The sequence below is a fragment of the Flavobacterium chungangense LMG 26729 genome (genome assembly GCF_000735715.2).
GTDB lineage: Bacteria > Bacteroidota > Bacteroidia > Flavobacteriales > Flavobacteriaceae > Flavobacterium > Flavobacterium chungangense.
Map to the genome: position 1 here is coordinate 225386 of NZ_JASY01000005.1, position 13295 is coordinate 238680.

8 protein-coding genes are annotated in these 13295 nt (G+C 34.5%); 5 read left to right on the forward strand and 3 right to left on the reverse strand.

Going from position 1 to position 13295, the window contains the following annotated elements:
• Positions 1 to 95: 95 nt before the first annotated feature.
• From JE46_RS11835 to JE46_RS11845, 3 genes are read left to right on the forward strand one after another with little or no spacing between them, the layout of a single operon-like run.
• The gene (locus JE46_RS11835) at positions 96 to 1751 is read left to right on the forward strand and encodes a peptidase domain-containing ABC transporter (RefSeq protein WP_031455497.1); all 1656 of its coding nucleotides are present in this window, start codon (positions 96 to 98) and stop codon (positions 1749 to 1751) included.
• Between the two features lie 2 nt (positions 1752 to 1753).
• Positions 1754 to 3109: an HlyD family secretion protein gene (locus tag JE46_RS11840; RefSeq protein ID WP_031455498.1), complete on the forward strand. Its 1356-nt coding sequence runs from the start codon at positions 1754 to 1756 to the stop codon at positions 3107 to 3109.
• Positions 3090 to 4508 carry a TolC family protein gene (locus JE46_RS11845; RefSeq protein WP_031455499.1) on the forward strand — a complete coding sequence of 473 codons (1419 nt, stop codon included), beginning with the start codon at positions 3090 to 3092 and terminating at the stop codon, positions 4506 to 4508. The genes JE46_RS11840 and JE46_RS11845 overlap by 20 nt, the downstream gene beginning before the upstream one ends.
• A 67-nt stretch (positions 4509 to 4575) precedes the next feature.
• Here the strand turns inward: JE46_RS11845 and JE46_RS11850 are convergent, their stop codons facing one another.
• Positions 4576 to 4935 (reverse strand): hypothetical protein, encoded by a 360-nt coding sequence (locus tag JE46_RS11850; protein WP_031455500.1) that lies wholly within the window; start codon positions 4933 to 4935, stop codon positions 4576 to 4578.
• 154 nt (positions 4936 to 5089) lie between these two features.
• Positions 5090 to 5818 carry a fatty acid desaturase gene (locus JE46_RS11855; protein WP_031455501.1) on the reverse strand — a complete coding sequence of 243 codons (729 nt, stop codon included), beginning with the start codon at positions 5816 to 5818 and terminating at the stop codon, positions 5090 to 5092.
• 723 nt (positions 5819 to 6541) lie between these two features.
• On the opposite strand from JE46_RS11855, the gene JE46_RS11860 reads away from it, so the two are divergent.
• Positions 6542 to 10582, forward strand: a complete 4041-nt coding sequence (locus JE46_RS11860; RefSeq protein WP_031455502.1) for a hybrid sensor histidine kinase/response regulator transcription factor — start codon at positions 6542 to 6544, stop codon at positions 10580 to 10582.
• Positions 10583 to 10657: 75 nt separating this feature from the next.
• Here JE46_RS11860 and JE46_RS11865 read toward each other — a convergent pair whose 3' ends face one another.
• Complete coding sequence (locus JE46_RS11865) at positions 10658 to 11542, reverse strand: AraC family transcriptional regulator (RefSeq protein WP_031455503.1); 885 nt, start codon at positions 11540 to 11542, stop codon at positions 10658 to 10660.
• A gap of 363 nt (positions 11543 to 11905) precedes the next feature.
• Between JE46_RS11865 and JE46_RS11870 the strand changes: the two genes are divergently transcribed.
• Positions 11906 to 13282: a sugar porter family MFS transporter gene (locus JE46_RS11870; protein WP_031455504.1), complete on the forward strand. Its 1377-nt coding sequence runs from the start codon at positions 11906 to 11908 to the stop codon at positions 13280 to 13282.
• The last annotated feature ends 13 nt before the right edge of the window (positions 13283 to 13295 follow it).

The window sequence follows — 13295 nt, forward strand, 5'->3', positions numbered from 1 at the left end:
ACTTAATTTTGTTTGTTGTTAGAAGTAATTCTGACATTCTTATCTATGGTTTTTACCGTATATAACATTTATTAATATTGTATTTATATAAATTCATGACACCATTAAAACGTTTTTACAATTTGCTTCATCTTGACAAACGCGATGTATATCAAATTATTTTTTATGCTGCTTTTGCCGGCCTTGTAAACCTTTCACTTCCTTTAGGGATTCAGGCAATTATTAATTTTATCCAGAGTGGACAACTGAGTGTTTCCTGGATTGTACTTGTAATTTTGGTTACAATAGGAGTTGGTTTCGGCGGAATTCTGACTATTTTACAGCTTCGAATCGTAGAAAATCTGCAGCAGCGAATTTTTGTGCGCTCTTCATTTGAATTTGCCTACAGATTGCCTCTAATCAAATTTAAGGAAATGTACTCTGAATATGCCCCGGAAAAAGCCAATCGTTTTTTTGATACTTTAATGGTACAAAAAGGAACGGCAAAACTTTTACTCGATTTTTGCACTGCTTTTTTACAAGTAGGTCTGGGGATTATATTATTAGTTTTGTACCATTCTTTCTTTACGGTAATTGGTCTTTTGTTTATCGTCATTTTATATATCATTTTTAAGTTTTCGTATAAAGATGGACTTGAAACGAGTCTTAACGAATCAAAATTTAAGTATAAAGTAGCAGCCTGGCTTCAGGAAATTGCCCGTAATAGGGATAGTTTTCGCAAAAAAGGAGGTTTTGAATATGCTTTGGAAAGAAATGACGGTTATGTAAGTCAATATGTGAATTATCGTGAAAAGCATTTTCAGGTAATGAAAAAACAATATATTCAGCTTACTGTTTTTAAAGTTATTGTTACGGCTGCCTTATTGTCTATTGGTGGTTTCCTGGTAATTCACCATCAAATGAACATCGGGCAGTTTGTAGCAGCTGAAATTGTTATCGTATTGCTGATCAATTCGGTTGAAAAAATTATTTTCGGATTGGAATCTTTTTATGATGTACTGACTTCATTGGAAAAGATTGGACAAGTAACAGACATGGAAATCTCATGTATTCCTGAAACATCAGCAGTCTCTGAAACAGGAATTAATATTGAAACAGAAAGCGTGGTTTACAATTATCCGGATCACAATAAAAAGTCACTTAAAAATATTAATCTGAAAATAAATCAGGGGGAAAAAATCATTTTAAGAGGAACAAACGGAGCCGGAAAAAGTACTTTATTACGTTTATTATCTGGCTTACTTGAACCGGAAAGCGGTGCGATGTATGTGACAGATAATTATATGAACCGTTTAAACGAAGATGCCTACAGAGCACAGGCCGGAACTTTTTTACAGGGGGATACGCTTTTTGCCGGAACCATTCGCGAAAATATCCTTTTTGGAAACGATGCATTGAATAATGATGATCTAAAATGGGCTCTTGATAATGTTGGACTGACACCTGACATCAAAACATTCCCAAACGGACTGGAACATCAGGTGCATCCGGGTGGTAATGAACTTTCTGCTTCAGATATCCAAAAGATTCTTTTAGCACGCAGTATTGTTCATAAACCTAATATATTATTTCTTGAAGATCCTGTTGACAAAATGGACGAACTGACTTCTGGTAAAATTGTAGATTTTTTACTTTCTGAAGAAAATGACTGGACGGTAATTGTAACTTCTAAAAACGATATCTGGAAGAACAAATGTGACCGTATGATAACGATCGATAACGGAAAAATTATTAACGACATAAAGCTTTAATCATGCTCAATATATCTAAAGATAATAATGTACTGATAACTCCGGGTAAATACAAATCTATTACCAGCGTAGCTCGCAGGCCACATTATAAAATTTTAAACAGGGTTATAATCGGATTTTTGATCTTTTGTGTAGCCTGCCTTTTTTTGCCATGGACACAAAACATTTCAGGGAGTGGTTCAGTAACGACCTTAAAACCTGATCAGAGACCACAAACAGTACATAATGCCATTGCCGGAAGAATAGAAAAATGGTACGTGCAGGAAGGCGATTATGTGAAAAAAGGAGATACAATTGTTTTTATTTCGGAGGTAAAAGAAGATTATCTGGATCCGAATCTTGTTGGCAACACCAAACAGCAGGTTGATGCCAAGAAAATGGCTGTAGAATCGTATGGGGACAAAGTAACTTCGCTTGAAGTTCAGGCACAATCGCTTAATGCAGAAAGAGAATTAAAACTGCAGCAGGCCCAGAATAAAATTAAACAGGCCCAGCTGAAAATCAAGAGTGACAGTATGGATCTTGAAGCGATAAAAACACAGTTAAGAATCGCTAAAACTCAATTTGACCGTTCGACAGCATTGAATAAGGAAGGTTTGAAGCCGCTTACCGATGTGGAGCAAAAAAGACTGAAACTTCAGGAGTCTGAAGCATATATAGTCACACAGCAAAACAAGCTTTTGAGCAGTAAAAACGAATTGATAAATGCGAGAGTTGAAATTAACCGAATTACAGCTGAGTACACCGAGAAAATTTCGAAATCAAAAAGCGATAAATACACTGCTTTGAGTACGCAATATGATACAGAAGCCCAAGTAAATAAATTGCAGAATCAATATGTAAATTATAGTCTTAGAAACGGTCTGTACTACATTACGGCTCCTCAGAGCGGTTATGTCAACCGTGCTTTACTGGCAGGTTTGGGAGAAACAATCAAAGAGGGGACTTCAATTGTGAGTATTATGCCGGCAAGTTATGATATTGCCGTAGAAACCTATGTTGATCCTATCGATCTTCCGTTGGTACATCGCGGTGCGAAAGTACGTGTCTGGTTTGACGGATGGCCAAGAATCGTATTTTCAGGATGGCCTGGACTATCTTACGGAACCTATGGTGGAAGAATCGTGGCAATCGAGAATTTTATAAGTTCTAATGGAAAATACAGAGTGCTTGTTTCACCTGATGGTCCGGATAATAAATGGCCAAAAGAATTAAGTATAGGAGCAGGGGCACAAAGTATCGCTTTACTTGAAACCGTTTCAGTATGGTACGAAATATGGCGTAACCTGAATGGCTTCCCTCCAAATTATTATAAATCAGACGAAAAAGAGGCGAAGGATGGTAAGGACAAAAAATAAATTGAAGTATGCTGCAACAGTCTTTTCTCTTTTATTTTTATTCGGCTTTTCTAATTTATACAGTCAGGATTTTAATAAAGAAGAATTGAGCTACAGCGAGTTTTTGGGATACGTAAAAAAGTATCATCCGCTGGTAAAGCAGGCTAATCTTGAAATTAGTACAGCTCAGGCTGCATTGATGCTTGCCCGAGGAGGATTTGATCCTAAAATCGAAGTCGATTACAATAAAAAAGAATTTAAAGGAACAGAATATTATTCGCTTTTAAACAGCAGTTTCAAAATTCCGACCTGGTACGGAATCGAAATTAAAGCAGGTTTTGACCAGACAGACGGGCAATACTACAACCCGCAAAATCGTACTCCTGAAGCGGGTCTGACTTCTTTGGGAATTAATGTTGCATTAGGTCAGGGAATGTTCATCAATCAGCGAATGGCTGATGTAAGGGAAGGGAAACTGCAGGTAAAACTGAGTGATGCACAGCGAAAACTTAAAGCTATTGAGGTTTTGTACAAAGCCAGCGAAGCATATTTTGAATGGAGAAAAAGCTACAATGAAGCTGAACTTTATAAAAGATATCTTGGTTTTGCCAGCACTCGTTTTCAGGGTGTAAAAAAGCTGATTGAACTGGGGGACGCTCCGGCCATAGACAGTGTAGAGGCCGGAATTACTGTTCGAAACCGTGAATTAAACGTAGAAAACGGAAATCTGAAATTGGCTAAAGCGAAATTATATCTTTCGAATTATTTATGGATCGAAAATGTTCCTGTTGAGTTAGGAGATGCTGTTAAACCGGAAGAAAATCTGATAAAAACGCTGGAAGAAACCCTAAGAACGGATGCAATGATGGTGGATGTTCAAGGTCTGGACTCTCATCCGAAGATTCAGGCTCTGGAAACTAAAATGGGGATGCTCGAAATTAGCAGGGAACTGAAAGCGAATTCATTGCTTCCAAAGTTGAATGTGGGGTACAATTATATTTCGGAGCCTTCTTATTTTAATTCTTTCAATACCGACGATTATAAGTTTAATGTCGATTTCAGCATTCCGATTTTTTTGAGAAAAGAGCGCGGAAGCTTAAAACTGGCAAAGCTTAAAATTCAGGATTTAAAATATGACATTGACCAGCAGCGACTGGAACTTAAGAATAAAATCAAAGCACAGCAAACCGAAATTGCTTCTTTAAAAAGGCAAAAAGGTGTCATTGATAATCTCGTAAAAGACTATCTGACAATGCTGAATTCTGAAGAAAAACTATTCTCTTTTGGTGAAAGTTCTATCTTCCTGATCAATTCAAGAGAAAATAATCTGGTAAGTGCCAAACTATCACAAATTAGCATCGAAAATCAGTTTTACATTTCAAATGCCGAATTGTTTAAAATACTGGCAAATCCTGATTGATATTTTTTTTCTTTTCCAAACCACTTATTTATTCAGGTAAAATAAGTGGTTTTTTATTTAAAGGATATTAGTTCAACCGTTCAGAAGTTTCTGTTCGAAGACAATGTTCGGTTCCCAGATAAAGCGGGTTTCCGTGTTTTTCAGACCAAAATCCTTCCAGTAGATCTTTGGTGATGCATCGGTAAACAGCGACACCTTTGTATGTTTTTTTGTCTTCTCCTTTATAACTAAAATTGATTACGAGAATATTATCTTTAAAAAATCCTGAGCCTTTTTGTTCCTGAACATTATTGATGATCCACCTGGCTTTAATCCTGTTGTTTTCATCAAGAGAGAGTGTCAGAACACCTTTGTAAGTCATTTCATCAGAACCGTCCTGATTACTTCCCAAAATAGAATAGCTGCCAGTTAAATCTTGTATTGTCATTATTTTATTGATGGTTTAAAAGAAGGGAACAAATATATCAAAATAAATAGCTGCCAGGGATTAGTCCTTTTACAATTATTAGGAACGATTTTATACTTCAAAATAGACAATTTCTAATTTTAAAAGATTGAGACTTGATTATGAAATAGAATTTCTACTTTATTTTATAGAACGTAAAAGACTTATCAAACAAAATACCTCTTAAAGTTTTTATTGGATTAGAATTTTTGTCCCGCTTTAGTAAGCCAATTGTCAACGTAAGCCATGATAAATTAGGATGTTCATGATGTACATCGTGATTTCCGATACCAAATCCCATTGGAAACCAATAGGTGTTTGTTTTATGTTCTAAAGAAGTTCCCATATGCTCACACCAGTTTCTTACAGCAGAAATAATATTTAAAAGCAAAAGTGTTAGTAAAACAAAGTATACCGGCGGCTTAATGATTAGAAACCAAATTATGCTAATGCAAATTGAAAGTATAAAATAGATTCTGTTTATTTTTAATGCATTGTTAACTTTCTTTGTGTTTTCTCTATTATTAAAATCAAAAATTAAATAAAAGGTATAAAACACCGGAATCGCTTCCAGAAAAATATATAAATAGCGATGCTTTTGATATAGTTCTTTTGAGATCGTGGAACTAAGCGGGTCGAGATCTGTATTTGTATAGCCATGATGGATTAAATGATATTTTCGATAATGCTCGCCATAAAAAGGGATGAAGATTAATGAAGAAGATAGATTTACAATAAGTCGATCAAATTTAGTTTTTGTTATGGCTTTGTGCGAACCATCATGAACTGTAATTATTAAAAAAGAGTGAGCAAAAAATCCTGCGGGTATAAATGTCCAGTAAAATCCTCTCTCATATAAGCTCATAAAATAACCAATTGAAAGCAATAAAAGGCTGGCAAATAAAAGTGTAGTAAAAGGAATCAGCAAAGAATTTTTTCGATAGAAATTTCTTCTATCAATTGTAATTTATTTTTCATTTTGGCAGATAAACTAAAGAAATGTTTTAAATACGTTTGGTAAATTCAATAATAATTAAAGTGATTTTTATTACAATAATCAATAATTTGCTGCAAACTTATAAGAAAATAAATAATTGTAACTATAGTATTGTTAAAAATAATATTGTAGATAAGGTGTCATAATTATCTTCGGATAAAATAAAATTAGGGATATAATGTTACTGTATGCTGAAAGGTAATATGAAAAAGTAAAAGAAAAAAGAGTGATTTAACACCTTTAATAAATAGACCCCCTGAATTGGTTATGAGAGAAGTAAAGCCAGGTAGTTACACTTTATGTGCCTGAATTGAGAATGCAGCAAAGGGGTGCTGGTTAAATAAGATCAGTCTTTGAAGTTTTATTTTGTTTTTCCATATGGCTTCAACAGACACATAAAAGGATAAACAAAAACTTTCGTTTTTTTCTTTTTGATTTTATAAATGAACTGCAAACTAATTCTGTTATTTCAATATTGTAAATTATTATTTTTACTTTTTTATTGCGAATTTTTAAATTATTGATAAATTTATTGCATAATTATGGTTTTTTTGCGGATTACAGATCTGTATAATTTAAAATAAACAAATCTTGAAGAAATTTTTTATAAACCTGATTCTATTAGTGGGATTTTACGCACTTGTTTCGGCGCAGGAGAATCCGGTAAAATTTCTTGACATATCTGATGGGTTATCCAACAATTCGGTGACTACAATATTTCAGGATAGTGATGGTTATATGTGGTTTGGAACTTATGATGGACTGAACCGATATGACGGATATAATTTTAAAGTATTCCGAAACCGTATCAACGATAAAAAATCCTTGCCATTCAATACTATTTATAACATCGAAGGAGACTCGAAAAAAAATATCTGGGTTGGTGGTTCGAATGGGGTTTGTATTTACAATAAAAATACAGCCACATTTCATCCTGTTCGTTATAAAGCTACAAATAAAAAAGTAAAAGCTTTAAAAGACATTATTCATCAGATGCGTTCTGTTTCTGATGATTTGGTACTGATAGCTTCTCAGAGTTTAGGACTGATAAGTTTTGAAAACGGTTCTTTCATCGGCAAACAAATTCCGCTTAAAATTCAAGGAAAAAAAAATAGTATTGATAATTATGATGCTGTAGCGATTCAGGATGATAAAAAAAACAGCTATTCCTGGGTATATGTCCGTAATATTGGAATTTGCATGTATTCCTATCAGTCTAAAAGCTTACAAGTAGTTTTTCCACTTTCGAAAGAAGTAAAAGCAATGAAACCGGCTTCTGATAGTAACCTTTGGTTAGGCACAGATGAAGGGCTTTTTCTTTTTAATACAAAATCAGGCGCTCTTTCTGAGAATTATTTTTCAAATAAATGCAGTGTTACCGATATTCTTTTGAATAAGAAAAAAGAAATCTGGATTACGACTGACGGCTGTGGGATTTACAGAATTATAGGTAACCGGGCTATTTGGCAGAATGAAGTTAATGGCAATCAACTGGCCAAAAGTAATTCGGTTTGGAGTTTGTATGAAGATAAAACCGGAAATAAATGGTTTGGCTCATTGCGTGGCGGAGTCAGTATGCTAAGCAATATTCCCAAGTATTTTAAAAGCATTAGATATAATGCAAAAGATCCCGCTGAAAACTTTATTTTGTCTTTTTGCGAGGATGAGAAAAATAACATTTGGGTAGGAACAGACGGTGCAGGTTTAAAATACTGGAACCGAAAAAATAATACTTATGTAAACTACGGAAATACCCTTTCGAGCAAATTTATTACCGGAATAACACGTGATAATAATAACGATATCTGGATCTCTACCTGGGCCGGAGGTGTAAACCGAATTAATAAAAATAATAACAGCGTAACCCAGTTTTCATGTTACAACCCATATACCAAACAAATAGAAAAAAACATCTGGTTTGTTTATATGGATTCAAAAGCTAATATCTGGGCAAGTGCTACAAACGAAGGTTCCTTGTATCTTTTTGACCGTAATAAAAACAGTTTTGTACTTTTTGACCGCAACATCAATAATCTGCAATGTCTAATAGAAACCAGAGATGGTAAGCTTTGGGGAGCAAATTACAGTACTTTGTTTTGTATAGAAAAAACACCAAAAAAAGTCAAAAAAACGGTAATTGGCAACCCGATTCGATGTATTCATGAAGATAAGGACAAAAATCTCTGGCTGGGAACACAGGAAGGCGGATTGGTTATGTTTGACAGAAAAACCAATCGTATTAAAAGATTTACTACAGATGAAGGCCTTCCGTCTAATACGGTTTTGAGATTACTGGAAGATAAGGAAGGGAATCTCTGGATGAGTACTTACAGCGGTATTTGCAGATTTGATAAAAAACGAAAAACATTCCGTAATTTTTCTGTAAATGACGGACTTCAAAGCAACCAGTTTAGTTTTAATGCCGGGATTCAATTATCGACTGGCGAATTTCTTTTTGGCGGTATAAACGGTTTTAATATCTTTTTTCCGGAAGCGATTAAGGGTTTCAATCAAAAAAATAACGTATTGCTGACTGATTTTTATGTCAACAATCAGCCAATTGAAGTAAGCGGAGTGGAAGTTACGACTTTAGATTCCGACAAAATGAAAGAAGTAAGTCTGGATTACGATCAGACTACTTTATCGGTAGAATTTGTTGCTTTGGATTATAATAATGCCGACAAAATAAATTATGCTTACCTGCTCGACGGCTGGGATGACCAATGGAATTATGTGGGTCAGGCCCGAAAGGCAAACTATTCAAGACTGCCGGAAGGAAAATATACTTTTAAAGTAAAAACTACCAATTTTGAAGGGGGCTGGAACAATGAAATCAATCTGATTTCAATTGAAGTTTTGCCGCCCTGGTACAGAACGTGGTGGGCTTATAGTTTATATGTTCTGGCTGTGGCAGGAATTCTTTTTGTCTATCTTGATTATCAAAAGAATAAGGAAAAATTAAAATATAAGGTAAAAATCGCTGAACTTGAAAGCAAGAAAGAAAAAGAGGTTGCTGAGAAACAATCATCTATGTTTACCTATATTTCACACGAATTCAGAACACCGCTTTCGCTCATTATAAATCCGCTTAAAAAAGCAGTTCAGAAAGAAAGTGTTCAAAATGGATCTTCAGGAAGTGATTTGGCTATTGCACACCGAAATGCCAGAAGACTTTTGAGTCTGGTAGATCAGCTCCTGCTTTTTAGAAAAGCCGAAAATGATGCTGATTCCCTTAGATTATCTCCTATAAATGTCAACAATCTTTGTAATGAAGTGTATCAGTGTTTTGTAAATCAGGCAAAAGAGAAGAATATAAAATACAATTTTGATATTCCGGATCATGAAATTGTGATTATCGGGGATTATGAAAAAATTGAAATCTCACTGTTTAACCTCATGTCAAATGCTTTTAAGTATACCTCAATTGGTGGGCAGATTGATCTTAAACTTATAGAAACTAATGATGACGTACAGTTAGAGATCGCTGATAACGGCGATGGAATCGAGAAAAAAGATATTGAGGTAATCTTCGAAAAATTCAAACAAATCAATTCAAAAGTTTCAATTGGAACCGGTTTTGGAATTGGGCTTTATATTGTCAAATATTTTACAGACAAACATAAAGGAACTGTAAGCTGTAGCAGTGAACCTGGTAAAGGGAGTACGTTTAAATTAACTTTTCTGAAAGGGGACAGCCATTTTGAAAATGCAGAAATTACAAATGACGTTCAAAAAAGAAGTCAGCTTTTTGATGAATTGATTATTGATGATGCCGAAGAAAGCAATGCATCAGTTAATACAGTAGTTTCCGAAAGTGATTTACAAAAAGTGATGCTTACTGAAAAAAGAACGGTTTTAATTGTTGACGACAATGCTGAAATCAGAGGATATCTAATCAAATTATTTTCTGAAAATCATATAGTCTATAGTGCCGAAAATGGTGAAGAGGGTTTAAAACTAACCAAAAAACACATGCCCGATTTGGTAATCAGCGATATTACCATGGAAGAAATGGATGGTCTTGAATTATGTCGAAAAATAAAAGAAAGCAACGATTTATCGCATATTCCTGTAATTCTGTTAACCGCATCAAAAAATCCTGAAACTCATTTGCAGGGAATAAATGATGGTGCGGATGATTATATCACGAAACCATTTGATGATGAGATACTCGTGGCCCGTGTCGAATCGTTATTGCGAAACCGAAGTAATTTACGAACCTATTTCTTAAATAGCATAACTTTAAAAGAGAATACACAGAAAGTACCTGTAGAATATCAGGAAATGCTGAAAAAATGTATTGATATTGTAGAAGCTAATATTCACAAAAGAGATTTTACAATTAGAACTTTTGCTCTTGAAATGGGTATGAGTCATAGAACACTTTATACCAAAATTAAGATCATTTCGGGACAGACTCTAAACGCTTTTATACGTTCACTGCGAATCCGAAGAGCTGCCATGTTGATGCTTACCGAAGATATTAATATTGCCCAGGCAAGTGCTGAAGTTGGTTTTGAAGATCCAAAATATTTCAGGCAGCAGTTCGTGAAATTATTTGGAATGACACCTTCAGAATACATCAAAAAGTATAAGAGTTCTTTTAATTCTGATTTGAATATTATTAAATAGTACTTGCTGGGTGTAATTGAAAACAGTTGTCAGGCTGAGCGGAGTCGAAGCCTTTTTTGATGATTCAAATAGCGATTAAACAGTAGTTTTGTATCTAAGCCGGTATTCTCTGGGAGATATTTCCATGACCATCCTAAATGATTTTGAAAAATGAAATGGATCATAATAACCCAAAAAATAAGCAATTTCCTTTATTTTCATAGTACTGAACTGCAAAAGAGAGCAGGACTTCTGAATTTTTAACTGATTGTAATAGTCCATAGGCGTAAAGGAGGTTTTCTCTAAAAACAGAGACCCAAAATGCGAACTCGAATAACCGGCATGCTGTGCAATATCATACAGCGTGATTTTAGCAGTTAGGTTATTTTTCATGTAAATAATACTTAGTGGTATAACATCTAATACCTCTGTGTCTGCTGTTTTTATTTTTAAGAATTGATCGGTGTATTTTAGACTGGCCAGAAAATGCTGCAGACAAATGCTGGAATATTCAAGATTGTCAGGATTAAAACCCATTTCCAGATTTTGATATATTTCTTCGAATAAATTTAATCTGTCCGTTGATCTGCTGTCGTTTAGATTTAGGATCTTTCCTGAAACAGCAGTATGTAAAGAGTTCGAGTTTCCTTTAAAATGGAGCCAGTAAATACTCCAGGGTTTAGAAATTTCTGCTTCATAGCTATGTGCTTTGTGCGCCGGTATTATAAAAGCCTGATCTTTAGTAAGCGAAAATTGTTCGTTTTCAAGGGTTATAAAACCTTTTCCGGTTTCACAATAAATAAGAATGTTTTCAAGTGCGCCTTTTGACCGTTTTCTAAAATGATATTTTGCATTAGGATAATAACCAATATGTGTAATAAATGCATTTTTTGTCAATTCATTACCTGATTGAAAATTACGTACACTATATGGAACAACGATTGCTCTTTCGCCCTTAAAACCATCTGCTATTTGATTCATATTAAAATATATTTATTGTAGAAACTAACCATTTGAGATGTATTTAAAAATCAAATTTAAGAAAATATATGTATTACTTAACCGTGATAATTTACATATTATATAATTTTGTTACTTAAAAACGTATGATAATCTACCGTAAATAATACTTTAGTCAGATATTTTTTATATTCAGGTTGTTTGTTATGTTAGTTTTTAACTCTAAAAATGTATTTGCAATAAAAAAAAGGTTTCTTTATTTTTAGTATGACAATGGTTTGTTTAAAATAGTTGTTTTATACATGTTTTGCATAAATATTACATTTTTGTAAGCTTACCAACTAGCGATATTTGTAAATAATAAATTAATTTAAAATTATACATATGAATAAGTTTAATTCTTCATACCTGCTTTTTATCGCATTGGTTTCAGCCATGGGCGGATTACTGTTCGGATATGACTGGGTTGTAATTGGTGGTGCGAAACCATTTTATGAAGTCTTTTTTAATATTGCCAACTCACCTTCGATGCAGGGATGGGTAATGGGAAGCGCTATTTTAGGATGCCTCTTGGGGGTAATGATTTCGGGAAGTTTGTCTGATAAATACGGAAGAAAACCGCTAATGATTGTAGCTTCAATCTTTTTTACATTGGCAGCAGTTGGCACCGGAATAGTCGATACGATTGAATGGTTTATTATATGGAGAGTTGTTGGCGGTATTGGAATTGGAATTGCTTCAAATCTTTCACCAATGTATATAGCCGAAATCGCTCCAAGTGAATCCAGAGGGAAATTTGTTTCGATAAACCAGTTAACGGTTGTAATAGGAATATTGGCAGCGCAGATTGTAAACTGGTTAATTGCAGACCCAATTGTAGAAGGACAGGATATTTTGAATTCCTGGAACGGTCAATGGGGCTGGAGATATATGTTTTGGGCTGGAGCCATTCCATCAGTAGCCTTTTTTGTTTTGATACTAATTATACCAGAAAGTCCAAGATGGCTTGCGAGTCAGCGTAAATATGATAAAGCCGAATCTATTTTTACTAAAATTGGCGGGCTTGCCTTTGCAAAAGAACAAATTGAAGAATTGAAGTTAAGTGCGGGAGATACCAAAGAAGAAGCCAATTATAAAATGCTTTTTGAAGGTAAAATGCCAAAGATTCTTTTATTAGGAATCGTGATTGCGGCTTTTCAGCAATGGTGCGGTATTAATGTGATTTTTAATTATGCACAGGAAATATTTTCGGCTGCCGGTTATGGCGTTTCGGATATCTTGTTCAATATCGTAATTACCGGTCTAACCAATGTGATCTTCACATTTGTGGGAATGTATTTTGTCGACAGATGGGGAAGAAGAACATTGATGCTTATCGGTTCAATTGGATTATTCTTTATCTACGCAGCACTTGGCGCCTGCTATTATTTTGAAATAACAGGGCTTGCAGTTTTAGGACTTGTTATTGCTGCGATTTCCTGCTACGCCATGACATTGGCACCCATTACCTGGGTTGTTTTATCTGAAATATTCCCTACAAAAATCAGAGCAATGGCAATTGCGGTTTCGACTTTCGCCCTTTGGACAGCCTGTTTCGTGCTTACTTATACATTTCCGATATTAAATAACAGCCTTGGATCTTATGGAACATTCTGGCTTTATGGGGTTATCTGTTTAGCCGGATACTTTTTCCTTCGCATTTCGCTGCCGGAAACCAAAGGAAAGTCTTTAGAGGAAATAGAAAATGAATTGACAAAATAATAGCATAGAATAA

Coding starts and splice junctions, on each gene's coding strand:
- JE46_RS11835 (WP_031455497.1), top strand. CDS start 96: ATGACACCATTAAAACGTTTTTACAATTTGCTTCATCTTGACAAACGC.
- JE46_RS11840 (WP_031455498.1), top strand. CDS start 1,754: ATGCTCAATATATCTAAAGATAATAATGTACTGATAACTCCGGGTAAA.
- JE46_RS11845 (WP_031455499.1), top strand. CDS start 3,090: ATGGTAAGGACAAAAAATAAATTGAAGTATGCTGCAACAGTCTTTTCT.
- JE46_RS11850 (WP_031455500.1), bottom strand. CDS start 4,935: ATGACAATACAAGATTTAACTGGCAGCTATTCTATTTTGGGAAGTAAT.
- JE46_RS11855 (WP_031455501.1), bottom strand. CDS start 5,818: ATGAGCTTATATGAGAGAGGATTTTACTGGACATTTATACCCGCAGGA.
- JE46_RS11865 (WP_031455503.1), bottom strand. CDS start 11,542: ATGAATCAAATAGCAGATGGTTTTAAGGGCGAAAGAGCAATCGTTGTT.
- JE46_RS11870 (WP_031455504.1), top strand. CDS start 11,906: ATGAATAAGTTTAATTCTTCATACCTGCTTTTTATCGCATTGGTTTCA.